General features: G+C 60.9%; 26 protein-coding genes. 8 read left to right on the top strand and 18 right to left on the bottom strand.

Annotated features, from left to right (window positions below; translation table 11 throughout):
* Nucleotides 1-3: 3 nt before the first annotated feature.
* From QOM10_RS27595 to QOM10_RS27550, 10 genes are all read right to left on the bottom strand, one after another.
* Complete coding sequence (locus QOM10_RS27595) at nucleotides 4-327, bottom strand: DUF3392 domain-containing protein (RefSeq protein ID WP_127930116.1); 324 nt, start codon at nucleotides 325-327, stop codon at nucleotides 4-6.
* A gap of 35 nt (nucleotides 328-362) precedes the next feature.
* Nucleotides 363-1,568 carry a radical SAM family heme chaperone HemW gene (gene hemW / locus QOM10_RS27590; RefSeq protein ID WP_316917262.1) on the bottom strand — a complete coding sequence of 402 codons (1,206 nt, stop codon included), beginning with the start codon at nucleotides 1,566-1,568 and terminating at the stop codon, nucleotides 363-365.
* The gene (rdgB, locus tag QOM10_RS27585; RefSeq protein ID WP_316917261.1) at nucleotides 1,565-2,161 is read right to left on the bottom strand and encodes an RdgB/HAM1 family non-canonical purine NTP pyrophosphatase; all 597 of its coding nucleotides are present in this window, start codon (nucleotides 2,159-2,161) and stop codon (nucleotides 1,565-1,567) included. The genes hemW and rdgB overlap by 4 nt, the downstream gene beginning before the upstream one ends.
* Nucleotides 2,158-2,592 carry a DUF4426 domain-containing protein gene (locus QOM10_RS27580; protein ID WP_102901333.1) on the bottom strand — a complete coding sequence of 145 codons (435 nt, stop codon included), beginning with the start codon at nucleotides 2,590-2,592 and terminating at the stop codon, nucleotides 2,158-2,160. The genes rdgB and QOM10_RS27580 overlap by 4 nt, the downstream gene beginning before the upstream one ends.
* 26 nt (nucleotides 2,593-2,618) lie before the next feature.
* Complete coding sequence (metW, locus tag QOM10_RS27575; protein ID WP_127930113.1) at nucleotides 2,619-3,239, bottom strand: methionine biosynthesis protein MetW; 621 nt, start codon at nucleotides 3,237-3,239, stop codon at nucleotides 2,619-2,621.
* 7 nt (nucleotides 3,240-3,246) lie between these two features.
* On the bottom strand, nucleotides 3,247-4,386 hold the full coding sequence (locus QOM10_RS27570; RefSeq protein ID WP_316917260.1) for a homoserine O-succinyltransferase MetX: 1,140 nt from the start codon (nucleotides 4,384-4,386) through the stop codon (nucleotides 3,247-3,249).
* Nucleotides 4,387-4,565: 179 nt separating this feature from the next.
* Nucleotides 4,566-4,853, bottom strand: coding sequence for a DUF167 domain-containing protein (locus QOM10_RS27565; RefSeq protein WP_122594679.1), 288 nt, complete (start codon nucleotides 4,851-4,853; stop codon nucleotides 4,566-4,568).
* Entirely contained in the window at nucleotides 4,850-5,440 is a 591-nt protein-coding gene (locus QOM10_RS27560; RefSeq protein WP_150776071.1) for a YggT family protein, read from the bottom strand. Before QOM10_RS27560 ends, QOM10_RS27565 begins: the two co-directional genes overlap by 4 nt.
* A gap of 10 nt (nucleotides 5,441-5,450) precedes the next feature.
* The gene (proC, locus tag QOM10_RS27555) at nucleotides 5,451-6,269 is read right to left on the bottom strand and encodes a pyrroline-5-carboxylate reductase (RefSeq protein WP_150693739.1); all 819 of its coding nucleotides are present in this window, start codon (nucleotides 6,267-6,269) and stop codon (nucleotides 5,451-5,453) included.
* A 23-nt stretch (nucleotides 6,270-6,292) separates the two neighbouring features.
* Nucleotides 6,293-6,979, bottom strand: a complete 687-nt coding sequence (locus QOM10_RS27550) for a YggS family pyridoxal phosphate-dependent enzyme (protein ID WP_316917259.1) — start codon at nucleotides 6,977-6,979, stop codon at nucleotides 6,293-6,295.
* 56 nt (nucleotides 6,980-7,035) lie between these two features.
* Between QOM10_RS27550 and QOM10_RS27545 the strand changes: the two genes are divergently transcribed.
* The gene (locus QOM10_RS27545) at nucleotides 7,036-8,070 is read left to right on the top strand and encodes a type IV pilus twitching motility protein PilT (protein WP_095049465.1); all 1,035 of its coding nucleotides are present in this window, start codon (nucleotides 7,036-7,038) and stop codon (nucleotides 8,068-8,070) included.
* A 124-nt stretch (nucleotides 8,071-8,194) separates the two neighbouring features.
* On the opposite strand, the gene QOM10_RS27540 is transcribed toward QOM10_RS27545, so the two are convergent.
* The gene (locus QOM10_RS27540) at nucleotides 8,195-8,812 is read right to left on the bottom strand and encodes a C40 family peptidase (protein WP_016985978.1); all 618 of its coding nucleotides are present in this window, start codon (nucleotides 8,810-8,812) and stop codon (nucleotides 8,195-8,197) included.
* Nucleotides 8,813-9,060: 248 nt separating this feature from the next.
* On the opposite strand from QOM10_RS27540, the gene QOM10_RS27535 reads away from it, so the two are divergent.
* Nucleotides 9,061-9,492: an NINE protein gene (locus QOM10_RS27535; RefSeq protein ID WP_007913651.1), complete on the top strand. Its 432-nt coding sequence runs from the start codon at nucleotides 9,061-9,063 to the stop codon at nucleotides 9,490-9,492.
* A gap of 93 nt (nucleotides 9,493-9,585) precedes the next feature.
* Here QOM10_RS27535 and QOM10_RS27530 read toward each other — a convergent pair whose 3' ends face one another.
* The 7 genes from QOM10_RS27530 to gshB all read right to left on the bottom strand — a co-directional run bounded on the left by QOM10_RS27530 (nucleotide 9,586) and on the right by gshB (nucleotide 15,633).
* The gene (locus tag QOM10_RS27530) at nucleotides 9,586-10,857 is read right to left on the bottom strand and encodes a dihydroorotase (protein ID WP_316917258.1); all 1,272 of its coding nucleotides are present in this window, start codon (nucleotides 10,855-10,857) and stop codon (nucleotides 9,586-9,588) included.
* Complete coding sequence (locus QOM10_RS27525) at nucleotides 10,854-11,858, bottom strand: aspartate carbamoyltransferase catalytic subunit (protein ID WP_007913665.1); 1,005 nt, start codon at nucleotides 11,856-11,858, stop codon at nucleotides 10,854-10,856. Before QOM10_RS27525 ends, QOM10_RS27530 begins: the two co-directional genes overlap by 4 nt.
* Before the next feature lie 27 nt (nucleotides 11,859-11,885).
* Nucleotides 11,886-12,392: a bifunctional pyr operon transcriptional regulator/uracil phosphoribosyltransferase PyrR gene (gene pyrR / locus QOM10_RS27520; RefSeq protein WP_064116261.1), complete on the bottom strand. Its 507-nt coding sequence runs from the start codon at nucleotides 12,390-12,392 to the stop codon at nucleotides 11,886-11,888.
* Nucleotides 12,393-12,472: 80 nt separating this feature from the next.
* Entirely contained in the window at nucleotides 12,473-12,910 is a 438-nt protein-coding gene (gene ruvX / locus QOM10_RS27515; RefSeq protein WP_008077844.1) for a Holliday junction resolvase RuvX, read from the bottom strand.
* Entirely contained in the window at nucleotides 12,910-13,482 is a 573-nt protein-coding gene (locus QOM10_RS27510; protein ID WP_016985971.1) for a YqgE/AlgH family protein, read from the bottom strand. The genes ruvX and QOM10_RS27510 overlap by 1 nt, the downstream gene beginning before the upstream one ends.
* 172 nt (nucleotides 13,483-13,654) lie before the next feature.
* Complete coding sequence (locus QOM10_RS27505) at nucleotides 13,655-14,554, bottom strand: energy transducer TonB (RefSeq protein WP_038358807.1); 900 nt, start codon at nucleotides 14,552-14,554, stop codon at nucleotides 13,655-13,657.
* Between the two features lie 107 nt (nucleotides 14,555-14,661).
* Nucleotides 14,662-15,633: a glutathione synthase gene (gene gshB, locus QOM10_RS27500; protein ID WP_038358804.1), complete on the bottom strand. Its 972-nt coding sequence runs from the start codon at nucleotides 15,631-15,633 to the stop codon at nucleotides 14,662-14,664.
* A 225-nt stretch (nucleotides 15,634-15,858) separates the two neighbouring features.
* On the opposite strand from gshB, the gene pilG reads away from it, so the two are divergent.
* The 6 genes from pilG (at nucleotide 15,859) to QOM10_RS27470 (ending at nucleotide 25,811) form a co-directional block, all read left to right on the top strand.
* A complete protein-coding gene (gene pilG, locus QOM10_RS27495) occupies nucleotides 15,859-16,263 on the top strand; it encodes a twitching motility response regulator PilG (RefSeq protein WP_007913673.1) in 405 nt (134 codons plus the stop codon).
* 60 nt (nucleotides 16,264-16,323) lie between these two features.
* On the top strand, nucleotides 16,324-16,689 hold the full coding sequence (pilH, locus tag QOM10_RS27490) for a twitching motility response regulator PilH (protein ID WP_127930104.1): 366 nt from the start codon (nucleotides 16,324-16,326) through the stop codon (nucleotides 16,687-16,689).
* Between the two features lie 10 nt (nucleotides 16,690-16,699).
* Entirely contained in the window at nucleotides 16,700-17,239 is a 540-nt protein-coding gene (locus QOM10_RS27485) for a chemotaxis protein CheW (RefSeq protein WP_122604417.1), read from the top strand.
* Nucleotides 17,240-17,393: 154 nt separating this feature from the next.
* On the top strand, nucleotides 17,394-19,439 hold the full coding sequence (locus QOM10_RS27480; RefSeq protein ID WP_016985966.1) for a methyl-accepting chemotaxis protein: 2,046 nt from the start codon (nucleotides 17,394-17,396) through the stop codon (nucleotides 19,437-19,439).
* Nucleotides 19,440-19,450: 11 nt separating this feature from the next.
* Complete coding sequence (locus QOM10_RS27475; RefSeq protein ID WP_316917257.1) at nucleotides 19,451-25,348, top strand: Hpt domain-containing protein; 5,898 nt, start codon at nucleotides 19,451-19,453, stop codon at nucleotides 25,346-25,348.
* Nucleotides 25,341-25,811, top strand: coding sequence for a chemotaxis protein CheW (locus tag QOM10_RS27470; RefSeq protein ID WP_150749746.1), 471 nt, complete (start codon nucleotides 25,341-25,343; stop codon nucleotides 25,809-25,811). Before QOM10_RS27475 ends, QOM10_RS27470 begins: the two co-directional genes overlap by 8 nt.
* Nucleotides 25,812-26,315: the final 504 nt, after the last annotated feature.

Here is a 26,315-nt window from a genome sequence, read left to right as displayed (position 1 = left end):
GAGTCAGCGACGGTCGGCGACGACGCCGATCAGCACCAGAACCACCAACAACACCGGCGCCAGGCTGTAGTTGTTGAACTGGCTCAAACCCTTGATCACCCATGGCGTGGCGTAGATCAGTGCGGCGCCACTGCCGATCACGCACAGCAGCGACATCAGCGGCACGCGCAGGGCGCCGGCGATGCTGCCCAGGCGTTGCTCGACCCAGCCTTTGAAGTCGGCGCCGAACAGCACCAGCAGGCAGCCGACCAAGGCCAGAGCGATTTCCGAGAGGTTGCTGCGGCTCCAGCGGGAGACGGTGGCGAGCAGGTCGAGTATCAAATCCATGCGTTTTTCCTTGGGGCTGAAGTTGAGGGTTGGGCTCAGTTCAGAAATTGTTGCAGCAAGTCGTTGAGGAACAACTGTCCGCGCTCGGTGGCCGCCAGACGTGACGGTTCGACCTGCAACAGACCGCTTTGTTCTGCCGCGGCCCGGCCTTCGGCGAGGCTTTCCAGCGACAGGCCAGTGCGCTCCGGATACAGGCGCGATTCGACGCCGGCAGTCAGGCGCAAAGCGTTCATCAGAAACTCGAACGGCATCTCGTCATTTGTCAGGGCTTTTTCACCGGCCTGAAAGCTTTTTGCCGGGTTGAGATAGTCCTTCGGCAGCCGCGTCTTCCACGTACGCACAATACGCCCGTCCGGATGGCTGAGCTTGCCGTGCGCGCCCGCGCCGATGCCGATGAAGTCGCCGAAACTCCAGTAATTGAGGTTATGCCGCGCCGGGCGTCCAGCCTGGGCATAGGCCGACACTTCATATTGCGCGTAACCGTGCTCGGCCAGCAGTGCCTGCCCGGCCTCTTGAATGTCCCACAGCGTGTCGTCTTCCGGCAGCACCGGCGGCTGGTTCCAGAACACCGTGTTCGGTTCCAGTGTCAGCTGATACCAGGAAATGTGCGTCGGATTCAATTCGATGGCCTGGCGCAGATCGCTCAAGGCATCGTCCAGCGACTGATCGGGCAAGCCGTGCATCAAGTCGAGGTTGAAGTTATCGAACCCGGCCTGACGCGCCATCCCGGCCGCACGCACCGCTTCGTCGCCATTGTGAATCCGCCCCAGCGCCTTGAGTTTTTCCTGCTGAAAGCTCTGGATCCCGATCGACAGGCGATTGATCCCCAGCTTGCGGTAGGCGACGAACTTCTCTTGTTCGAACGTACCGGGGTTGGCTTCCAGAGTGATTTCAATGTCTTCAGCAAACGGAATGCGTTGTTCGACGCCTTCCAGCAAACGCCCAAGCGCTTCGGCACTGAACAGGCTCGGTGTGCCGCCACCAAAAAAGATCGAGCTGATTTCGCGGCCGTAAACTGCGTGCAGGTCCTGATCGAGATCGGCCAGCAGCGCGTCGACGTATTCCTGCTCCGGCAACACCGGGCTGGCGGTGTGCGAGTTGAAATCGCAATACGGGCATTTGCGCACACACCACGGGATGTGGATGTACAGCGCCAAGGGCGGCAGCGTTGGCAGCGGCGCCCGAGGCGAAGAGGCGGAGCCGCCGACGATCAGCGACGACGCAGAAGAATCAACGGTCATTTCACGCCCAGACGCTGGCGCAGCAGATCCATTGCACGGGCGCGGTGGCTGATCTGGTTCTTGTCGGCCGGGCTCAGTTCGGCGCTGGACACATCACGCTCCGGCACCCAGAACAGCGGGTCATAACCGAAACCGTGTTCGCCACTGGCAGCGGTCAGAATGCGCCCGTGCCACAAGCCTTCACAGAGGATCGGCAATGGATCATCGGCATGACGCACCAGCGCCAATACGCAAACGAACTGCGCACCGCGCTCGGCTTGCGGCACATCTTTCAGCGCGTCGAGCAGTTTGGCGTTGTTCGCTGCATCGCCCTTGCCGTCGGCATAGCGCGCCGAATAGATGCCTGGCGCGCCGCCGAGGAAATCCACTGCCAGACCGGAGTCGTCGGCCAGCGCCGGCAACCCGGAAATCCGTGCGGCGTTGCGCGCCTTGAGAATGGCGTTCTCGACGAACGACAGACCGGTTTCTTCCGGCTCGACCTTGCTCCACTCGCCAATCGAGCGCAGTTGTACCGATTCGCCGAGCATGGCCTGGAGTTCTTTGAGTTTGCCGGCGTTATGGCTGGCCAGTACGAGCTGCTTGATGTTCATCATTCGCCGGGAAAGAGTTCTTGGTTGAAATTGATGGTGTTGATCTTGTCGCCGTTCTGCACCTTGATTTCAAAGGTGCGGGTTTCCTGCTGAGGCACCGGGTATTGGGCGATGTAGTAGATCGCACCCTGCTCGGTGACTTGCTTGAAATTCAGCGGCACGCTCTGGCTGGTCAGGTCTTTGACCGTGCCGGTGACATTGGCGACCAGCGGTTTGCCGTCCTTGATCACCGAGACATTGATCACGCCCTGATTCTTGCTGCGGATCAGCTCCGCGGCCTTGGCGATGTCCGGTTGCAGGAACGTCGAGTTGAAGGTGTTGTAGTGCACCGTGACGTCGCCAAAGGTTTCCTTGCGCTCACCCTTGATGACGTCGGCCGCCAGAGCGCTGGCGCTCAGGCAGGCAGTCAATAACAACAACGCTAAACGACCCATGATCGTGCTCCTCGAAATGACGGGATTCAGACCGCGACTTTGTGGTCTGCAAGCTGCGGGCTGCTGACGCGGTAGATACCGATCTCACCTAACAGATTAGGCCATAGCTTACTGGCCCACCCGTGACGGTGCTGTTGATCCACGGCAAGCCGATCAATGACCTTCGCATCACGTTCGCGGCAGAGTTCTTCAAAATCTTCGAAGGTGCAGAAGTGGATGTTCGGCGTGTTGTACCAGGTGTACGGCAGAAACTCGGACACCGGCATGCGGCCCTTGCTCGCCAGATACCAGCGGCAGCGCCAGTGACCGAAGTTCGGGAAGGTGATGATGCACTGACGGCCGACCCGGAGCATTTCGTCGAGGATCTTGTCCGGGTAGTGCACGGCTTGCAGGGCCTGGGTCATGACGACGACGTCGAAACTGTTGCTGGCGAAGTTGCCCAGCCCCTTGTCCAGATCCTGCTCGATGACGTTGATGCCCTTGGCTACGCATTCGGCGATGTTGTCGGCGTCGTTTTCCAGGCCATAACCGGTGACATTCTTGTTGTCGCGCAGCCAGGTCAGCAGTTCGCCGTCACCGCAACCAAGGTCGAGGACGCGGCTGCCGGCGGGGATCCATTCCTGGATGATTTCCAGATCAGCTCTCATGGCTTTCTCACAGCGTGATGCGGTTCATGTAATTGCCGAACGCCTGCAGGTAGCGAGGGATCGGAATCAGGAAGGCGTCGTGGCCCTGCGGTGCGTCGATTTCCAGATAGCTGACGTCTTTGCGCGCCGCCATCAACGCATCCACCAGTTCGCGCGAACGGGCCGGGGAGAAGCGCCAGTCAGTGGTGAACGACATCACGCAGAACCTGGCCGTGGCGTTCTCGAAGGTTTTCGCCAGGTTATCGTCGAAGTTCGCCGCCGGATCGAAGTAGTCCAGCGCCTTGGTCATCAACAGATAGGTGTTGGCGTCGAAGCGCCCGGAGAACTCTTCGCCCTGATAACGCAGGTAGCTTTCGACCTGGAACTCGACACTGTGGAAGTCGTAGTTGAGCTTCTCGCTCTTCAACCCACGGCCGAATTTCTCGCCCATGGAATCGTCGGACAGGTAGGTGATGTGCCCGACCATCCGCGCCAGCATCAGCCCGCGCTTGGGGATCACGCCCGCTTCCTGGAACGAACCACCGTGGAATTCCGGGTCCGTGAGGATCGCCTGGCGCGCGACTTCGTTGAAGGCGATGTTCTGCGCCGACAGCTTCGGTGCCGAGGCGATAGCCAGGCAGTGACGCACGCGATCCGGATAGGTGATGGTCCATTGCAGCGCTTGCATGCCGCCGAGGCTGCCGCCGATCACCGCCGCCCACTGGCCGATGCCGAGCAGGTCAGCGAGACGCGCCTGGCTGTGCACCCAGTCTTCCACGGTGAGCACCGGGAAGTCGGCGCCGAACGGTTTGCCGGTCTCCGGGTTGACGCTGCTCGGGCCGGTGGAACCGTTGCATCCGCCGAGGTTGTTCAGGCTGACCACGAAGAATTTATGGGTGTCGATCGGTTTGCCGGGGCCGATGCAGCTGTCCCACCAACCGGGTTTGCGGTCGTCGACGCTGTGATAGCCAGCAGCATGATGGTGGCCGGACAAGGCGTGGCAAATCAGCACGGCGTTGCTCGCCTGCGCGTTCAGCGTGCCGTAGGTTTCGTAGATCAGGTCATAGGCGGTCAGCGAACGGCCACAGGCCAGCGCCAGCGGTTCGCTGAAGTGCGCGGTTTGCGGCGTCACCAGACCAACAGAATCGGGGGGAAAGGCAGTTGGCATCGACCCTGCTCTCGTTGAAATGAGGCGTAAGTCTAAAGACCGGGGGGGTTAGCGGCAAGCAACTACCTGCGCTCGTTCCCACGCTCTGCGTGGGAACGCCTCATTGGACGCTCCGCGTCCGCTTCGGCGGGGGACGCGGAGCGTCCCGGGATGCATTCCCACGCGGAGCGTGGGAACGATCAGCGCACTAGTCCGGGCAAGTCCGGCAACTTCTTCGGCGAACAAATCTTCACTCGCTTCTGCCGATTCAACTCACCACTGAGCAAACTGACCTGGCTCTTGGAAACCCCAAACGCCTTGGCCAGAAAGCCCATCAGATAAGCATTGGCCTTGCCCTCGACCGGCGGCGCGGTCAGGCGGATCTTCAAACGATCACCGTGCAGCCCGGCGAAGTCATCGCTGCGGGCTGCCGGTTGCAGGTGACACTCGAGGATCAAGTCGTCACCGTCCCATCGAAACCAGCTCACATCAGCAGACGGAGGATTTCCGGCATCATCGTCATCGCCGCCAGATTGTTGATCACCAGCATGTCGATCAGCTTCAACGCGAGGAAGGCGAAGATCGGCGACAGGTCCAGACCACCGAGATTCGGCAGAAAGCGGCGGAACGGCGCCAGCGCCGGCTCGCAGATCTGGTTGACCAGTTCAGCCCCCGGATTGTGGCTGCCCGGCGCGACCCACGACAGAATCACGCTGATGATCAGGGCGAAGAAGAAGATCTTCAGGAACAGCGCGGTCACGCCGATCAGCGACCAGATAAACAGTTGCAGCGGATTGCCGGTGGTGCCGTAAGTCAGCAGCAGGGTCAGCGCCATCAGCGCCAGTTGCACCAGAATCGCCAGCACCAGTGACGACATGTCCAGACCGAACATGCTCGGAATGATCCGCCGCAGTGGTTTGAGCAGTGGCTGGGTCGCTTTGACGATGAACTGGCACAGCGGGTTGTAGAAGTTCGCCCGTACCAGTTGCAGCACGAAGCGCAGCAGCACGATCAGCAGGTACAGGCTGCCGAGGGTTTGCAGCACGTAAACCGCTGCAGTGTTCAATCCAATCATGTAAGGCTCCTTATTTGCCCAGTTGTTCGGCCATTTCGGCCGAGCGGTGCGCGGCGGCGCCGAGTGCGGTTTCGACCAGGGCTTCAAAGCCATTGGCCTGGAATGATTTGATCGCGGCTTCGGTTGTGCCGTTTGGCGAAGTCACGCGACGACGCAGTTCGGCGGCGTCAACGTCGCTGGAAACAGCCATGTGTGCGGCGCCCAGTGCGGTCTGCAGGGTCAATTGTTCGGCGATGTCTTTCGGCAGGCCGAGTTTGACGCCGGCTGCGGTCATGGCTTCGATCAGCAGGAAGAAGTACGCCGGGCCGGAGCCGGACACAGCGGTCACGGCATCCAGTTGTTGTTCTTCTTTCAGCCACAGGGCGATGCCGACAGCGGACAGCAGTTCTTCGGCTTGCTGACGTTGCTCAGCAGTGACTTCGCTGGTTGCGTACAAACCGCTGACACCCTGGCGCAGCAGCGCCGGGGTATTCGGCATGCAGCGCACGATCGGCTGCTCGCCGAGCCATGCGGTCATGCTCGCGCAGGTGATGCCGGCAGCAATCGACACCACCAGTTGATTCGGTTTCAGGCTCGGGCGAATCGCCTCGCACACGGTTTTCATGGCCTGCGGCTTGACCGCCAGCACGATGACATCGACGCCGTCGATGGCCTGGGCGTTGTCAGCGAAGGTTTCGATGCCGTGTTCGGCACTGACTTTGGCGCGGGTTTCCTCACCCGGGTCGCTGGCACGGATCTGTGCGGCTTCCAAGCCCTTGGCGCGCAGGCCACCGATCAAACTGGCCGCCATGTTGCCCGCACCGATAAACGCAATACGTGTGTTGCTCATGTGTGGTCCTTATCTGGAAACGTTCAAGATTGGGAATAGTCACGGGCGCCAAACAGGGCCGTACCGATACGAACCCAGGTGGCGCCTTGGGCGATGGCCGACTCTAGGTCGTGGCTCATGCCCATGGAAAGCGTGTCGAGCGGTAGTTCGAGGCTGGCCTGCAATTTCTGCACAGCGGCGAAGGCCGCGTCTTGCTCGGCGCGGTCGTCGGTCGGCTCGGGAATCGCCATCAGCCCGCGCAGCTTCAGCCGGGGCAGGGCGCTGATGGCTTCGGCCAGCGCCGGCAGATCAGCCGGAGTGCACCCGGATTTACTGGCTTCGCCGCTGACATTGACCTGAATGCAGATGTTCAGCGGCGGCAGTTCACCCGGGCGCTGTTCGGACAAGCGTTGAGCGATTTTCAGGCGATCCACGGAATGCACCCAGTCGAAATGCTCGGCAATCGCACGAGTCTTGTTCGATTGAATGGGGCCGATGAAGTGCCAGATCAAGGGCAGGTCGGCCAGTTCGAGCTGTTTGCCCAAGGCTTCCTGCAGGTAGTTCTCGCCAAAGTCACGCAGGCCGGCGGCATACGCCTCGCGCAGGGCTGCGGCGGGCTTGGTCTTGCTCACGGCGAGCAACTGGACGCTGTTTTCAGGACGGTGTGCGGCTTGGATCGCGGTCTGGATGCGCGAACCAACCTGAAGAATGTTGTCTGCTATCGTGGACATCAAGAGGCGCCGGCGGTCTGAAGGTTCGCGGCATTCTACTGGAATTGAGGAGCGCTATGGATATCACTGAACTGCTGGCCTTCAGCGCCAAACAGGGAGCTTCCGACCTGCACCTGTCGGCCGGTCTGCCGCCGATGATCCGCGTCGATGGCGATGTGCGGCGGATCAATCTGCCGGCGCTGGATCACAAGCAAGTGCATGAACTGATCTACGACATCATGAACGACACCCAGCGGGTCGACTTCGAGAAACATCTGGAAACCGACTTTTCCTTTGAAGTGCCGGGTGTCGCGCGGTTCCGGGTTAACGCCTTCAACCAGAACCGTGGCGCTGGCGCCGTATTCCGTACCATTCCGTCGAAAGTGCTGAGCATGGAAGACCTCGCCATGGGCGACGTCTTCCGTAAGATCACCGACGCCCCGCGGGGGCTGGTACTGGTCACCGGGCCGACCGGTTCGGGCAAGTCGACCACGCTGGCGGCGATGATCGATTACCTCAACACCCACCGTCATCACCATATCCTGACTATTGAAGACCCGATCGAGTTTGTTCACGAATCGCGCAAATGCCTGATCAATCAGCGCGAAGTCCATCGTGATACCCGCAGTTTCGCCACCGCTCTGCGCTCGGCGTTGCGCGAAGACCCGGACGTGATTCTCGTCGGCGAGATGCGTGACCTGGAAACCATTCGCCTGGCACTGACCGCAGCCGAAACCGGGCATCTGGTGTTCGGCACGCTGCACACCACCTCAGCGGCGAAAACCATCGACCGCGTGGTTGACGTGTTCCCCGGCGACGAGAAGTCGATGGTGCGTTCGATGCTGTCGGAGTCGTTGCTGGCGGTGGTCTCGCAGACGCTGATCAAGAAGATCGGCGGCGGGCGGGTCGCGGCGCACGAGATCATGCTGGGCACGTCGGCGATCCGTAACCTGATCCGCGAGGACAAGGTCGCGCAGATGTACTCGGCGATTCAGACGGGTGGGTCGTTGGGGATGCAGACACTGGACATGTGCCTGAAGGATCTGCTGACCAAGGGCTTGATCAGTCGCGAACATGCGCGGGAGAAGGCGCGTACGCCGGATAACTTTTGAGGGAGTGATCGTTCCCACGCTCTGCGTGGGAATGCAGCCCGGGACGCTCTGCGTCCCTGCCGAAGCGGACGCGGAGCGTCCATTGAGGCATTCCCACGCGGAGCGTGGGAACGATCGGTTGGTGTTAGCGCTGAACCACGCGCATCTGGCTTTGTTCTTTCGGCAACACACGCTTGGCCACCACGTAGTGCTGCTGCCAGTACGGCTTGTTCAACGTATCGATGCTCACCGCTTTGCCGCGACGAGGCGCGTGGATGAAGCGGTCGTTGCCCAGGTAGATGGCAACGTGGTTGACCCGACGGCTCTTGATGTTGAAGAAAATCAGGTCGCCCGGCTTCAGATCCTTGCGCTCGACTTTCTCGCCGTGACCGCTGGCCATGGCATTCGAGGTGCGTGGCAGGTCGAACGTAGCGTCGTTGAACGCGTATTTCACCAGACCGCTGCAATCGAAACCTTTACTTGGGCTGCTGCCGCCCCAACGATAAGGTGTACCGAGGACGTTCACAGCACGGCTCAGCACATTGCTGCTTTCCTTGCTCGCCATCGGTGGCACCAGCTTGCTGTGGCTCTTGCTGCTCAGCGTGGTGGTTTTGCTTTTGCTGCTTTTGCTCGAAGGAGCCGAAGCATGGGATTTAGGGGTAAAGCCGTTAACGTTAGGAAGACGTTGCTCACGATTGGTGGCGTGGGCGGCCAGTGGCATTAATAGGCAGATGGTTAGCCATGTCTTGAAAAATGGTCGCATTAGGCGTGGCTCTTCAGTGATAGCGCGCAACTTTATAACAGAGTTTTTTTTCATTCCGAGTCCGTTGGTCGATTCAGTTGGCAGCCAACGGAACCAAATAAGCGGCAAATGGACGCAATTGTCGGACAGAAGTCAGGTGCTATAAGGCTTTGACGGTAGCAACGGTAACATTTGCCGTACGTCGGCTACCTGTAAAAAAGTCACAAAGAATTCAAGAATATTTATCTATCGTGTGAATCGAGGTCTTCATGAACCCCTATCAACAATTTGTTCAGCAGCAAGATACGCACAGCAAAATCATCGGTTATCTGCTGTGGATTTTCGGTTTTACCGGCGCTCACCGCTTCTATTACGGCAAGCCGGTGACCGGGACGATCTGGTTCTTCACCTTCGGTTTACTGGGCATTGGCTGGCTGATCGACCTGTTCTTGATCCCGGCAATGGATCGCGAGGCGGATCTGCGTTTTACCGCCGGGCCGATCGAGTACAACGTGGCGTGGATTCTGCTGACGTTTCTCGGAGCATTGGGTGTGCACCGGATGTATCAGGGGAAATGGATCAGTGGCCTGATCTATCTGCTGACGGGCGGGTTGTTCTTTCTGGGTGTGCTGTATGACTTCTGGACGCTGAATGATCAGGTCTCGGTGCGTAACGCCGAAGGCAGAGGCGCCTTCCAGTAAAGCTTCGCGAGCAAGCTCGCTCCCACAGGGGATTTGTGTCGTTCACAGATCCAGTGTGGGAGCGAGCCTGCTCGCGAAAGGGGCGACGCGGTATCAAGCCTGGTGACTGATCCGCCCGTCCACCAGCGTGTAGCGAACCACACCCGGCAAAGTGTGCCCAATGAACGGGCAGTTCTCACCCTTCGACAACCAGTTTTCACCGGCCACCGTCGAAGCCTGCGGATCGAACAGCACGATATCCGCCGCCCCACCCACCACCAGTTTGCCAGCCGGCAGACGCAGCGCTTCAGCCGGGCCAGCGCTCAGGCGCGCCAGCAAGGTCGGTAGATCGAGCAAGCCATCCTCAACCAGCGTCATCGCCAGCGGCAGCAACAGTTCAACACTGCTGATGCCCGGCTCTGTCGCGCCGAACGGCGCCAGTTTGGCATCGCGTTCGTGCGGTTGGTGATGGCTGGAAATCGCCGAAACCACGCCGGACTTCACTGCTTCACGCAAACCGTCGCGATCCGCGCGAGTGCGCAGCGGCGGTTGCACGTGATACAGGCTGCTGAAGTCGATCAGCGCTTCGTCGGTCAGAATCAGCTGATACAGCGCCACGTCCGCCGTCACCTTTAGGCCACGGGCCTGAGCCTGTGCGATCAGGGCCACGCCGCGAGCGCTGGTCAACTGGCTGAAGTGCGCGCTCACGCCAGTCTGCTCGACCAGCAACAGATCCCGGGCCAAGGCCACGGTTTCAGCGGTTTCCGGGATCCCCGGCAGGCCGAGGAAACTGGCGACGGCGCCTTCGTGGGCCAAGCCACCTTCAGCCAGATCATGATCCTGCGAGTTGAAAATTACCGTCAGGTCGAAAGTCGCTGCGTATTCCAGCGCCCGGCACAGGGTGCGGGTGTTGCGGAAACTCTCCAGACCGTTGCCGAAGGCCACGCAACCGGCATCGCGCAACGCAACCAGCTCAGCCAGTTGCTCGCCGTCCAGACCTTTGCTCAGCGCGCCAATCGGGAACACCTTGGTGTTGCCGGCTTCGCGGGCGCGGTCGAGGATCAGTTCGGCCACGGCGGAGGTGTCGAGCACCGGTTTGGTCTTCGGTGGGCAGCACAGGCTGGTCACACCGCCAGCAGCGGCGGCGCGGGTTTCGCTGATGATCGAGCCTTTGCGGCTATAGCCCGGCTCGCGCAGGGCTACGTTCAGATCAACGAGCCCCGGAGCGGCGACAAGGCCTTGGGCATCAATGGTTTCTACTGCCGTGAAACCCGCCGGGGCCGCGCCGAGGGCGACGATCTTGCAGGCTTCAACGTGAATGTCGGTAACTTGATCCAGGCCGCTGCTTGGATCTATGACGCGTGCGCCGAGAATGCTGAGCTTCACTGGGCGTTCTCCTGCTCGAATTGGCGCTGGGCGGTTTGCCCGCTCATGGCCATGGACAGCACGGCCATACGAATTGCGATGCCGTAGGTGACCTGATTGAGGATCACCGAGTGCGGGCCATCGGCCACTGCGGACTCGATCTCCACCCCTCGGTTGATCGGCCCCGGGTGCATGACGATGCAATCCGGTTTGGCCCCGGCCAGGCGCGCGGTGGTCAGGCCGAACAGGCGGTAGAACTCGCCCTCGCTCGGCAGCAGGCCGCCGGTCATGCGTTCACGCTGCAAGCGCAGCATGATCACCACGTCGACATCTTTCAGGCCTTCGGTCATGTCGGTGTAGACCTTCACGCCGTATTGCTCGATGCCGATCGGCAGCAGGGTTTTCGGCGCGATTACGCGGATGTCCGGGCAACCGAGGGTCTTCAGCGCGAGCATGTTCGAGCGCGCAACCCGCGAGTGCAGGATGTCGCCAACGATGGCCACCGAGAGGTTTTCGAAACCACCCTTGTGCCGACGGATGGTGAGCATGTCGAGCATGCCCTGCGTCGGGTGGGCGTGACGGCCGTCGCCGCCGTTGATGATCGCCACTTGCGGGCAAACATGCTCGGCGATGAAGTGCGCGGCACCGGAATCACCGTGGCGCACGACGAACATGTCGGCGGCCATGGCTTCAAGGTTGCGCAAGGTGTCGAGCAGGGTTTCGCCCTTGCTTGCCGACGAGGTCGACACGTTCAGGGTGATCACGTCCGCCGACAGCCGCTGGGCCGCCAGTTCGAAGGTGGTGCGGGTGCGCGTGGAGTTTTCGAAGAACACGTTGCACACGGTCTTGCCGCGCAGCAACGGGACTTTCTTCACCGCCCGGGCACCGACTTCTAGAAACGAGTCGGCAGTGTCGAGAATTTCCGTCAGCAACTCGCGGCGCAGGCCGTCGAGCGAGAGGAAGTGGCGCAGCTGGCCCTGATCATTGAGCTGCAGCGGGCGCTTGGTATCTAGAGGCGTCATCGCGAAGGGGACTCTCAATAGGGCGGATTAAAGGTTGAAGTCTTGCAGTTCGAGCGTCAGCGGCTCGGGGCCCGACAGCTTCACCCGTTCATGTGCGGCCAGCGACAGCGTCGCGCCGACCACGTTCGGGCGGATCGGCAGCTCGCCGGCGTCGAGGTCGAGCAGGCAGACCAGGGTCACGCTGGCCGGGCGGCCGTAGTCGAACAATTCGTTCATGGCGGCGCGGATGGTACGGCCGCTCATCAATACGTCGTCGATCAGCACCAGATGCTGGCCTTCGATCTCGAAGGGCAGGGCGGACGGGCGCACTTGCGGGTGCAGGCCGTTCTGGCTGAAGTCGTCGCGGTAGAAAGAAACATCCAGCGTGCCCAGTGGCGCGTCGCTGCCCAGTTCCTTGAGCAAGGCCTGCGCGACCCAGATGCCGCCGGTGCGAATGCCGATGTAACGCGGTTCAGTGATGTCACGCTGGGCAAGGTGCGCCTTGAGGCGGGTCGCCATCTGGCTGATCAGATCGGCGGGATTTGGCAGGCTCATGGTTGCTCCTTGTTGGGGGCGAGTCGGGTCCTTGGACACGACTCGGTTTTTCACTCAAAAGAAAAGCGCCGAAGCGCTTGTCAGGATTCAAACAATGCAGTGTTTTCATCGAGCCAGCCCTGCAACAGCAGAGCGGCGGCGATGGCGTCCACCGGGTTGTCGCGGTAACTGCCCTTTTGGCCGCCACGGACCAGACGCTCGCCCTTGGCCTCGAAGGTGGTCAGGCGTTCGTCGTGGGTATAGAAGGGCACGTTGAAGCGGCCATTGAGGCGGCGGGCGAATTTTTCCGCGCGCAGGCACATTTCGCTCGGCGTGCCGTCCATGTTCAGCGGCAGGCCGACCACCACGGCGTCGGGCTTCCATTCTTTTATAAGGGCTTCGACCTGGTTCCAGTCCGGCACACCGTTTTGTGCCTTCAAGGTGCACAGCTCACGGGCCTGGCCAGTAATCACCTGGCCGACCGCGACGCCGATCTGTTTGGTGCCGTAGTCGAAGCCGAGAATCAGGCGCAGGGCCATCAGGCGTGACCTGCCTGGCTGGTCAGCAGGCTGAGGTTGATCCCCAAATGCCTGGCCGCCGCTTCAAGGCGCAGTTCGCTGCTGGTGTTGAACAGGATATCGGCGTCGTACGGGCAGTTCAGCCAGGCGTTGTCGGCGAGTTCCGCTTCCAGCTGCCCGGCTTCCCATCCGGCGTAACCGAGGGCAATCAGGCTTTTCGCCGGGCCGACGCCGTCCGCGATGGCGAACAGCACATCCTGCGAAGTTGACAGGGCCAGGTCGCCGTCGAGTTGCGCGGTGGCCTGGAAGGTCTTGCCCGCCGGGTGCAGGACAAAACCGCGATCGGTCTGCACCGGCCCGCCGATGAAAATCGGTACGTGCTGGCAGAGTGCTGGCGGGTCGATGTCCGGGCGCAGCTGCTCAAGGATGTCGGCCAGATTCAGCTCTTGCGGCCTGTTGACCACAATCCCCATAGCGCCATTGGCCGTGTGCTCGACGATGTAGGTCAAGGTGTGGGCAAAGTTCGGGTCGGCCATGTGTGGCATGGCGATCAGGAATTGATGCTTGAGGTAGCTGGGGCTGACGTTTTTCATGTGCGCTAGTGTGGCGTTCGGGGGGCAAACTGACAAGCTGGAGATGCAGGTGACACACCGATCCAATGTGGGAGCGAGCCTGCTCGCGAAAGCGGTGGATCAGTCACATCAATGTTGAATGACACACCGCTTTCGCGAGCAGGCTCGCTCCCACAGGGGATTTGCGGTGTATTCAATTGCTCGAGAGCTTGTCGCCCCGGGCGAATTTCCAGGTACGAATGATTTCCAGACGGTCGATATCCGACAAGTCCCCGGTAAACGGGGCAAACGGTGCCGCCAGTCGGACGATACGCTGCGCCGCCTGATCCAGCAGCGGCTGCCCGGACGATTCCAGCACCAGCACTTCATACAGCGAACCGTCGCGATTGATCGAAACCATCAGGCGCAAATTGCCGTAGATCTGCTTGCGCCGTGCTTCCTCGGGGTAATTGAGGTTGCCGATCCGCTCGACCTTCTTGCGCCAGTCGTCCTTGTACCAGGCACCCTTGTCGCGCATGGTCGATGCCGCGCTCAAGCGGTGAATACGCGGACGCTTGGCGTACAGCTGTTGTTCCTTGGCCAGTTCGGCTTCAAGGCTGGCGATGTCACTGGACAGCTGCGAGCTGTCGAATTCCGGCGCATCAACCGTCGGTTTGACCTCGGTCTTGCTTTCTTCTTTCTTGGTCGGCGCTTTTTTCGGTTTCGGCGCAACCGTGGTCACCGCAGCCTTCGGCGCAGCTTCCTGCACTTCCGGTTTGGCGGCCGGTGGCGGCGTGACTTTCTTGACCTGATTGTCCTGGAACGGCGCCACTTCAGTGGTCTTGGGGATCGCCTTCTTGTCCAGCGTGCCGCTGCCTTCCTGATGCTCTTGGGCGAGAAAGTCAGCCTTCTCTGGCTTCTTTTCGCTTTTGAAGGTGGCGAGGGTGATTTCCAGGGTTTTGCTGATTTGCTTGGGCTCGACCATCGTGAAGCCGACGCCGAGCAGCAGCGCCAAGTGGATCAGCGCTGCGAGAAACAGGGTAAAACCGAGGCGATCGGCCGGGCGCACGCCACGGTGGGCGAGTTCTGCGGGCAGATCGGACGGGAGGGTCATGACAAGAAAACCAACATCGCGTTTTTCAGAGGCTGCGCATGATAACGCAATGTTGGTTTCACGCCTTGGGCTTCACGCTTCAAGCGACAGACTGCATGTGACGTGCATCAAGCTTGTGGCATTTTGCCGGCGGCCTGCAGCTTCTTGGCGATTGCATCCATCAACATGCCGCCGATGTCGGTGCCGAAGGCGTTGTCGATTTCACGGATGCAGGTCGGGCTGGTGACGTTGATTTCGGTGAGGCTTTCACCGATCACGTCGAGACCGACGAACAGCAGGCCTTTCTCACGCAAGGTCGGGCCGACCTGTGCAGCAATCCAGCGATCCTTGTCAGTCAGCGGGCGCGCTTCGCCACGTCCACCGGCAGCGAGGTTGCCACGGGTTTCGCCCTGCGCCGGAATCCGCGCCAGGCAGTAATCCACCGGCTCGCCGTCGATCATCAGGATGCGTTTGTCGCCGTCCTTGATCGCTGGCAGGTAAGCCTGGCCCATGATCTGCTGGCCACCGAGGGCGGTCAGGGTTTCCAGGATCACCGACAAGTTCGGATCGCCTGCGCGGTGGCGGAAGATCGACGTGCCGCCCATGCCGTCCAGTGGCTTGAGGATCACGTCACCGTGCTTGGCGGCGAATTCGCGCAGCACGTCGGCGCGGCGGCTGACGATGGTGGGCGGGGTGCACTGCGGGAACAGCGTGGCGAACAGCTTTTCATTGCAGTCGCGCAGGCTCTGCGGCTTGTTCACCACCAGCACGCCAGCGGTTTCGGCCTGTTCGAGCAGGTAGGTGGAGTAGACGAACTCCATGTCGAACGGCGGATCCTTGCGCATCAGGATCACGTCCAGATCGCTCAGCAGGTTGTCCTGCTCGGCGTCCAGTTCGAACCATTTTTCCGGGTTGGCGAAGACTTTCAGCGGCTTCATCCGCGCCCGTGCCTGACCTTCACCCTGATACAGGTCGCGTTGTTCCATATAGAACAGTTCCCAGCCGCGCTTCTGCGCGGCCAGCAGCATGGCCAGCGAGCTATCCTTTTTATAGGAGATGCTGGCGATAGGGTCCATGACAATCCCGACGCGAACGCTCATTGGGTTTTCCTCGAAAATTGGCTACCGGATCGGTATTGAAAAAGTGCCGCCAGAGTGGCGCCGGGCGGGTTTTCGGTCAAGGAAAAACCCGTCGATAGATTGCATCTGGAGACTGTGCTAAAAAGGCTGCCATGCCGTGCTGGCCCTTGAGCATCAAGGGTTTCCAGCCATCAGTCATCGCAAAACGGACAATTTGATTCGCAAAGGCGACGGTAGAGCCCTCTTATGGAACAGCAGTCCAGCGCCTTGAAGGTCATGGTGATCGACGACTCGAAAACGATTCGTCGCACCGCCGAAACCTTGTTGAAGAATGTCGGGTGCGAAGTAATCACGGCGATCGACGGTTTCGACGCTTTGGCGAAGATCGCCGACAACCATCCCGGGATCATTTTTGTCGACATCATGATGCCGCGTCTGGATGGTTATCAGACCTGCGCTTTAATCAAGAACAACAGTGCGTTCAAGGCCACGCCGGTGATCATGCTGTCATCGCGTGACGGGCTGTTCGACAAGGCCAAGGGGCGGATTGTCGGTTCTGATCAATTTTTGACCAAGCCTTTCAGCAAGGAAGAACTGCTCAACGCGATCCAGGCCCACGTACCGGGCTTCGCCGCCGTTTTGCCGCAGTAAGACACGTACAGTGACGCTCGGCCAGCGGGCCGCGCGTCGACAAGAAAAATGGGGAAAACCATGGCACGTATCCTGATCGTCGATGATTCGCCGACTGAAATGTACAAACTCACCGGCATGCTCGAAAAGCACGGCCATGAAGTGCTGAAGGCCGAAAACGGCGCCGACGGCGTGGCCCTGGCCCGTCAGGAAAAACCCGACGCGGTATTGATGGACATCGTCATGCCCGGCCTCAATGGTTTTCAGGCGACTCGTCAACTGACCAAAGACCCGGAAACCGGACACATCCCGGTGATCATCATCACCACCAAGGATCAGGAAACCGACAAGGTCTGGGGCACCCGCCAGGGCGCCAAGGATTACCTGACCAAACCGGTCGACGAAGACACCCTGATCAAGACCCTGAACAACGTGCTGAACGGTTGATCGCGCGACCATGAGCGAGTCGCTGACCGCGTTCGAGCTGCTCTGGCAAATCGACCAGCGCTGCCGCTTGCTGGCGGCGGACCTGCCGTCGCAAGCGGCGCGCCAGGATCGCTGGAGCGGCATCGGCTTTCGCCTCGGCGAGCATTGGTATGTGGCGCCGATGGGCGAAGTCAGCGAAGTGCTGCACGAACCGCGCTTCACCCAGTTGCCCGGGGTCAAGCCGTGGGTCAAAGGCGTGGCTAACCTGCGCGGGCGGCTGTTGCCGATCATGGATCTGTGCGGTTTCTTCGGCCATGAGCTGTCGCCGTTGCGTAAACAGCGGCGGGTGTTGGTGGTCGAGCATGGCGATGTGTTTGCCGGGTTGATGGTCGATGAGGTCATTGGCTTGCAGCACTTTGAACAGGACAGCTTCGAACCGATCTCGATCAGCAAGCGCCAGGGCTCCAAGGCCGAGTTCGTCAAAGGCTATTTTCGGCGCGAGCAGAACTGGCGGGTGTTCAGCCTGTTTGCCCTGGCCAAATCCCCGGTGTTCATGAGCGTCGCGATATAACAGATTCAACACCGTCCCCTGTGGGAGCGAGCCTGCTCGCGAAGAGGGCGTGTCAGGCAAGATAAATATTGGCTGACCCAGCGCTTTCGCGAGCAGGCTCGCTCCCACAGGGATTGCAGCAGGCCTCAAAGGTGTGGGTTAAGGGCGAGGACCGATGACAAAAGCAAAAACAGGCAAGCCAGCGGAAGGATCGCGCAGTCGCTCGCAGATCATCGTGCTGTTCATCGCACTGATCGTGTTCATCATGCTGCTGTTCGCCAACTTCGCTTACCTCAACACCCAGGCGAACTACGACAAACAGTACATCGGCCACGCCGGTGAGCTGCGTGTGCTCTCGCAACGCATTGCCAAAAACGCTACCGAAGCCGCCGCCGGCAAGGCGGCCGCGTTCAAGTTGCTCAGCGATGCGCGCAACGATTTCGCCCAGCGCTGGGGTTACCTGAAAAAAGGCGACCCGGCCACCGGCCTGCCGCCGGCACCCGCCACCGTGCGCCCGGAAATGCGTGCCGTGCAGCTGGATTGGGAGCGCCTGCTGAAAAACACCGACGCCATCCTCTCCAGCGAACAGACCGTGCTGTCGTTGCATCAGGTCGCCGCGACCCTGGCCGAAACCGTGCCGCAGTTGCAGATCGAATACGAAAAAGTCGTCGAAATCCTCCTGCAGCGTGGTGCCCCCGCCGCGCAGGTGGCGATGGCCCAGCGTCAGTCGCTGCTGGCCGAACGCATTCTCGGCGCGGTCAACACCGTGCTCGCCGGCGACGAAAACTCGCAGCAAGCCGCCGATGCCTTCGGCCGCGACGCCACCCGTTTCGGCCAAGTGCTCAACGGCATGCTGCAAGGTAACCCGGCGCTGAAAATCAGCCAGGTCGAAGACCGCGACGCTCGTGCGCGTTTGAGCGAAATCTCCGAGCTGTTCCAGTTTGTCTCCGGCTCCGTCGATGAAATCCTCGAAACCTCGCCGGAGCTGTTCAAGGTTCGTGAATCGGCGAGCAACATCTTCAGCCTCTCGCAAACCCTGCTCGACGAAGCCTCGCACCTGGCCACTCGCTTCGAGAACCTTGCCGGCGGGCGCAACACCGACACCATCGGCGGTTACGTCCTCGGTTTGCTGGCGCTGGCCTCGATCATCCTTATCGGTCTGGTGATGGTCCGTGAAACCAACCGGCAACTGCGCGAAACCGCCGAGAAGAACGAGCGCAATCAGAACGCGATCATGCGCCTGCTCGATGAAATCGAAGACCTCGCCGATGGTGACCTTACCGTGACCGCCTCGGTGACCGAAGACTTCACCGGCACCATCGCCGACTCGATCAACTATTCCGTCGACCAATTGCGCGATCTGGTTGCGACCATCAACCTCACCGCCGGCCAGGTCGCCGCAGCGGTGCAGGAAACCCAGGCCACCGCCATGCATCTGGCCCAGGCCTCGGAGCATCAGGCCCAACAGATTTCCGAAGCGTCGACGGCGATCAGCGACATGGCCGAATCCATCGATCAGGTCTCGGCCAACGCCGCCGAGTCTTCAGCGGTAGCCGAGCGTTCCGTGGAAATCGCCAACAAGGGCAACGAGGTGGTGCACAACACCATCCACGGCATGGACAACATTCGCGAACAGATCCAGGACACCGCCAAACGCATCAAGCGTCTGGGCGAGTCGTCGCAGGAAATCGGCGACATCGTCAGCCTGATCGACGACATCGCCGACCAGACCAACATCCTCGCCCTCAATGCGGCAATTCAGGCGTCGATGGCCGGTGATGCCGGGCGCGGTTTTGCCGTGGTCGCCGACGAAGTGCAGCGACTGGCCGAACGCTCGTCCGCTGCTACCCGGCAGATCGAAACGCTGGTGCGGGCGATTCAGACCGACACCAATGAAGCCGTGATTTCCATGGAGCAAACCACCACCGAAGTGGTGCGCGGCGCGCGACTGGCGCAGGATGCCGGTGTGGCCCTGGAAGAAATCGAAGGCGTATCGAAGACCCTCGCGGCGCTGATTCAGAGCATCTCCAACGCCGCGCAGCAGCAGACGTCCTCGGCCGGGCAGATTTCCCTGACGATGAACGTGATCCAGCAGATCACCTCGCAGACCTCGTCCGGCTCCACGGCCACTGCGGAAAGCATCGGTAACCTGGCGAAAATGGCCAGTCAGTTACGCCGTTCGGTGTCCGGCTTCACCTTGCCGGCGGCGGAAAAAGTGTGATCGGAGCGGTTATGGGTGACCGGCATGACTACGTGGCCCTCGAATGGGTCAAAGGCGAAATTGCCGAAACGCTGAGACAGGCGCATCAGGCGATTGAAGCCGTGCTCGACGATCCGCAGGCCTTCCCGGGGCTGGACGAGTGCCTGGCATACATCCATCAGGTCCACGGCAGCCTGCAGATGGTCGAGTTCTACGGCGCAGCGTTGCTCGCCGAAGAAATGGAACATCTGGTCGAAGCCTTGCAGCACGAGCGCGTCAGCCATCGCGACGAAGCGCTGCACCTGTTACTGCAAGCCCTCGGGCAATTGCCGATCTACCTCGACCGCGTGCAGAGCGCCCGGCGTGATTTGCCATTGGTGGTGCTGCCGCTGATCAACGATTTGCGCAGCGCTCGGGGCGAAAGCCTGCTCTCGGAAACCAGTCTGTTCAGCCCGCAACTGCCCGAGCTGGCGCCATTGAACGCGCAAGCGCTGGCACTGCTGGAACCGGCAGAACTGCCGAACGTGCTGCGCAAATTACGGCAGATGCTGCAAATGACCCTGGTCGGTTTGCTGCGCGAGCAGGATGACCAGACGCACCTTGATTATCTGGCGAAAGTCTTCACCCGCCTCGAAGCGCTGAGCGGCGATGCGCCCCTGAGCCCGTTGTGGCAAGTCGCCTCAGCGCTGGTCGAAGGCATGCGCGAGGGCGTGATTGCCAACAGCCCGGCGCTGCGTAGCCTGTTCAAGGACGCCGACAAAGAGCTCAAGCGCTTGCTCGAGCAAGGCATGACCGGCCTCAACCAAGCGCCCCCGGCGGAGCTGCTGAAAAGCCTGTTGTTCTATATTGCCAAAGCCGAACATCCCACCGGGCAGATGCTGACCATGAAAGATCGCTACTCGCTGGACGACGCGTTGCCCGACAGCGCGATGGTCGACGAAGAACGCGCGCGCCTGGCCGGCCCCGACCGCGATGCGATGCGCTCGGTGCTGTCGGCGCTGTGCGAAGAGCTGGTGCGGGTCAAGGAACGCCTCGACCTGTTCGTGCGCAGCGACCGCCAGCACACCTCGGATCTGGAGAGCTTGCTGGCACCGCTGCGGCAAATCGCCGACACGTTGGCCGTGCTCGGTTTTGGCCAACCGCGCAAAGTCATCATCGATCAATTGGCCGTGGTGCTCAGCCTTGCCCAAGGCCAGCGCGAACCGAATGACGCGATCCTGATGGACGTTGCCGGTGCGCTGCTTTACGTCGAAGCGACACTGGCCGGAATGGTCGGCACCGTCGAGCCGGAAAGCCCGGAAGATTCGCGCCTGCCGACCACCGACCTGACGCAGATCCATCAGATCGTCATCAAGGAAGCACGCATCTGCCTGCAACAGGCCAAGGACATGATCGTCGACTACATCGACGCCGATTGGGATCGCCAGCACCTGCAACCGTTGCCGGCGCTGCTGACTCAGGTGCGCGGTGCGCTGGCGATGATTCCGTTGAACCGCGCGGCGAGTCTGGTCGAAGCCTGCAACGGTTTTATCCGCGAGCATTTGCTGCTTGATCCGCATGAGCCGGGCTGGGAACAACTTGATCATCTGGCCGATGTCATCAGCAGCCTCGAGTATTACCTCGAACGTCTGAGCGACGATCCGCAGGCGCCGAGCGAGCAGTTGCTGGATGTCGCGCAGAAGTCTCTTGCGAGTCTGGGTTTCTTTCCAAATGAGCCGCATGTGCCCGTGCTCGAAGACGTGCTTAGCCCCAGCGAAGCGCTGGTGATGCAGGACATGCAGGCGCTCGATGATCCGGAAACCGTACAGTCGCTGGCCGACGTTCTGGCCAGCCCGGTTTCGGCGCTCAACCCGCCAGCGCTGATCACCCCCGGCAGCCTGATGCCGCCACCGGCCGATGAAGAACCGGTCGACGACGAATTGCGCGAAGTGTTCCTCGAAGAGACCGACGAAGTCCTCGAAGTCCTCCACGAATACCTGCCGCGCTGGACCGCCAATCCGCAGGATCGCGACGCGCTGACTGAACTGCGCCGCGCCTTCCACACCTTGAAGGGCAGCGGGCGCATGGTCCGTGCGCTGATCCTCGGCGAGCTGGCCTGGGCGGTGGAAAACCTGCTCAACCGCGTGCTCGAACAAAGCGTCGAACCCGGTTCGGTGGTGCAGCAACTGCTTACCGACACGGTGCTGTTGCTGCCGGAACTGATCAACGAATTTGCCACCAACAGCCAACGTCAACGCAGCGATGTCGACCAACTTGCTGCCCGCGCACATGCCTTGGCCAAGGGTGACGAACCACTGGCGGCCGAAGACGTCGACGATGTGGCGGCGCTCGATCCGTTGTTGCTGGAGATCTTCCGCAACGAAGCCGAAACGCACCTCGCCAGCCTCAACCGTTTTCTCGATCAGGCCGCCGAACACGTACCGTTGCAAGCCAGCGACGAGTTGCAGCGCGCCTTGCACACGCTCAAGGGCAGCGCCTCGATGGCCGGCGTATTGCCGATTGCCGAACTCGCTGCACCGCTCGATCAACTGGCCCGCGAGTTCAAGGCGCATCAGTTGCCGCTGGACCTCGACGAAGTGGAATTGCTGCTCGAAGCCGAGGGCCTGTTCCGCGTCGGCCTGCGTCAGCTCAAGCATGATCCGCTGGCGCCGATTGTCGGTGCACAGTCGCTGATCAAACGCTCGGAAACCCTGCTCGCCGAGCGTCTGGCGTCGATCCTCGATGCGCCCAATACCGGCCTGCGGATCAAGCGCGATCCGCAACTGATCAATAACTTCCTCGCCCAGGGCATGGACATCCTGCTCGATGCGGAGAGCCTGTTGCAGCGCTGGCAGCAACACCCCGGCGAGCGTCAGGAACTCAGCGCGCTGCTGGATGAACTGACCACCCTTGGCGAAGGCGCGCATCTGGCCGATCTGCTGCCAGTCGATGTGTTGTGCGAAGCCTTGCTCGACCTGTATGGCGCGGTGGAAGAAAGCAGTCTGGCGGTCAGCGAACAGTTTTTCCGCGAAGCGCAGAACGCCCATGAAGCGCTGATCAACATGCTCGATGAACTGGCTGCCGGTCAGGAAGTCACGCCGCAGCCAGAGCGGATTCGGGCGTTGCATGATCTGCTCGATCAGAGCCTCGATCCTTCTTCCATGGGCCTGATTCGAAGCGATGGCAGCCGCACCTTGAGCATCCGTGAACTGGGCAGCGCCACCGCCGAGTTGCAGCAAAAGGCAACCGCGCTTGAGCCCGATGACGAGATCGTCGAGATCTTCCTTGAAGAGGCCGTGGACATTCTCGACAGCTCAGGCCAAGCCTTGCAGCGCTGGCTCAGCGACCCGGACAACACAGCGCCACTGTCCTCGTTGCAACGGGATTTGCATACGCTCAAGGGCGGCGCGCGGATGGCTGAAGTCGAGGCCATTGGCGATCTGGCCCAGGAGCTGGAAAGCCTTTACGAAGGCTTGGTCGATCGTCGCTACCACTACAGCGAAAGCCTGGGGCGTTTGCTGCTCAAGAGCCATGACCGCTTGGCGTTGATGCTTGATCAGTTGCAAAACCATCAGCCGCTGACCCCGGCGCAGGATCTGATCGACACGATTCGTCAGCTACGTCAGGGCCACAGTGTCGCCGAAGCGCCGCCAGCAATAGCCGAGCACGACAGCGCTGGCCACGACCCGGAGCTGATGGAGATCTTCCTCGAAGAAGGTTTCGACATCATCGAAAACTCTGGCGCCGCGCTGCTGCGCTGGCAGGCGGAGCCGGGCAATCGTCAGGAAGTGGAAACCCTGCTGCGCGATCTGCACACCCTCAAGGGTGGCGCGCGGATGGTCGAGATCGGCCCGATCGGAGACCTCGCCCATGAGCTGGAATACCTTTACGAAAGTCTTTCCAGCGGCGCTTTGCAGCCGTCGGCGGAGCTGTTTGCGCTGGTGCAGCGCGGGCATGATCGCTTGGCGCAAATGCTCGATGGCGTGCGCGCCGGGCAACCGTGTCCACCGGCCGATCGGCTGATCAACGCGATCCAGAATTTCAGCCATCCGGTGACGGTAGAAACGCCGCCAGTGCTACCTGTGCCGGTCAAGACTGACGCGGCGCCACCGACCGCCGAAGCGGGCGCGGACATGGTCAAGGTCTCCGCCGAACTGCTTGATGAACTGGTCAATCTGGCCGGCGAAACCTCGATCTTCCGTGGTCGTATCGAACAGCAAGTCAACGACGCGCAGATCGCGCTGAACGAGATGGAAACCACCATCGAACGCATGCGTGATCAGTTGCGCCGCCTCGATACTGAAACCCAAGGGCGGATTCTCAGCCGTCAGCAAGTCGATGCCGAACGTCTCGGCTACGAAGAATTCGATCCGCTGGAAATGGATCGCCATTCGCAGTTGCAGCAACTGTCGCGGGCGCTGTTCGAATCCGCCTCCGACTTGCTCGATCTCAAGGAAACCCTCGACCGCCGCAATCACGACGCCGAGAACCTGTTGCAGCAACAGGGCCGCATCAACACCGAATTGCAGGAAGGCCTGATGCGCACGCGCATGGTGCCGTTCGAGCGCATGTTGCCGCGCCTCAAACGCATCGTCCGTCAGGTCGCTGAAGAGCTGAACAAAGACGTCGCCTTCGTCATTGGCAACGCTGAAGGCGAGATGGATCGCAACGTCCTCGAACGTATGGCCGCGCCGCTGGAACACATGCTGCGCAACGCCGTCGACCACGGTCTGGAGTCCGCCGAAGTGCGGCTGGCGGCGGGTAAACCGGCGCAAGGTCAGATCAGCCTCGATCTGTCGCGCGAGGGCGGTGACATCGTTTTCGACATTCGCGATGACGGTGCCGGGGTGCCGCTGGAAGCCGTGCGGCGCAAAGCAATCAAGCGTGGATTGCTCGCACCGAATGCCGAGATCAGCGACCGCGACGTGTTGCAGTTCATCCTCCAGCCGGGGTTTTCCACAGCAGAAAAGATCACCCAGATTTCCGGACGTGGCGTCGGCATGGACGTGGTGCACGAAGAAGTGCGGCAACTGGGCGGCAGCATGAGCATCGACTCGGTGCCGGGGCAGGGCGTGCATTTCCGCATTCGGCTGCCGTTCACCGTGTCGGTCAACCGCGCGTTGATGGTGCAGTGTGGCGAGGATCAATATGCGATTCCGCTGAACACCATCGAAGGCATCGTCCGCGTGTTGCCGAATGATCTGGAAGCTTACTTCCGGGTTGATCCGCCGCGCTATCAGTACGGCGGCCAGACCTATGAACTGTGCTACCTCGGCGAACTGCTGAAAACCGCGCCACGACCGAAACTGCTGGGGCAGAACCTGCCGTTGCCGGTGCTGCTGGTGCACTACAACGACCGGCGCATTGCGGTGCTGGTGGATACCATGGCCGGCACCCGCGAGATCGTGGTCAAAAGCCTTGGCGCGCAATTCGCGGCGGTGCAGGGCGTGTCCGGGGCGACGATTCTTGGCGATGGCCGGGTGGTGCTGATTCTCGATCTGCTCGCGCCGATTCGGGCGATGCAGGCGCGGGTTGTGCAGGCGCCGACGCTGCCGGAGATCGACAGCGAACCGCACAAACCGCTGCTGGTGATGGTGGTCGACGACTCGGTCACCGTGCGCAAGGTCACCAGCCGTTTGCTCGAACGCCACGGCATGAACGTGCTGACCGCCAAGGACGGTGTCGACGCCATGCTGCTGCTCGAAGAACACATGCCTGACCTGATGCTGCTCGACATCGAAATGCCGCGCATGGACGGCTTCGAAGTCGCCACCCAGGTGCGCAATGACGAACGCCTGCAACACCTGCCGATCATCATGATCACCTCGCGCACCGGGCAGAAACACCGCGACCGCGCGATGGCCATCGGCGTTAACGACTACCTCGGCAAGCCGTATCAAGAGTCGGTGCTGCTTGAAAGCATTGCCCAGTGGAGCAAGAAACATGCATGAGCGCCGGCACAATCAGCGCAGCAGCCAACTGACCGGGTTGCTGCTGCCATTGGCGGATCGTAATTTGATCCTGCCTAACGTCGCTGTCGCTGAGTTGATTGATTACCAGGCCAGCGCCTTCGATCTGGACACGCCGCCGTGGTACCTGGGGCGCGTGAAGTGGCGCGAGCGGCAGATTCCGCTGCTGAGTTTCGAGTCGGCGTGCGGGCAGAAAATCGTCATTGGCGAGCGCGCGCGGATCGTGATTTTGAATGCGCTGGGCGGGTTGCCGGAGCTGAAGTTCATTGCCCTGCTGGTGCAGGGGATTCCGCGCTCGTACAAGCTTGATAGCCAGTTGAGTTATGTCGATGTGCCGTTGTGTGCGCTGGAGCAGGCAGCGGTGCAGGTCGGGGAGCAGGTGGCGAAGGTGCCGGATTTATTGGGGTTGGAGAAGTTGTTGGTGGATGCTGGGCTGATCCACTGATTCAGAACTTTCATTGGCCTGACTGGCCTCATCGCGAGCAGGCTCACTCCTACATTTGGAATGCATTCCCCTGTAGGAGTGAGCCTGCTCGCGATAGCGCCTGCGGCATCCACCAAAATCCGACAGACAAATCCTCAATCCCCGCAGCGCAATAAACGCATCCAGGCACATCTGTTTAAAGACACCCGGTGTTACGGCTCCCTAGCCTACAAATCCTTGCGCAGCTGCCTACGCATGTACCAGAATCCGCCGGCTTGTGCGCCTTGGGCAGGCTGCGTAACTTGATTCCGTCACTGATTTCCAGTGATCGGGTTTAGCAGCCCGTGGTTAATCTAAGGGTGCACATACATCATCGTCAGGCTCAGCGCCTGCATTCGATGGCGGCTGTGCGCAGGGCGCTTCGGCGCGCCGGCTTCCTTAGGTTCCCCGGTCTGCTAACCTGCGTTCAGCTGCCACCCCTTCTTTTAGCAGAGAAGCGGTTCCAGCTTAATTTCGGAACCTGAA

This window comes from Pseudomonas sp. P108 (assembly GCF_032613195.1).
Lineage (GTDB): Bacteria > Pseudomonadota > Gammaproteobacteria > Pseudomonadales > Pseudomonadaceae > Aquipseudomonas.
Note: the sequence above shows the minus strand (reverse complement) of the source record. Positions and strands in the feature narration are given on the sequence as shown.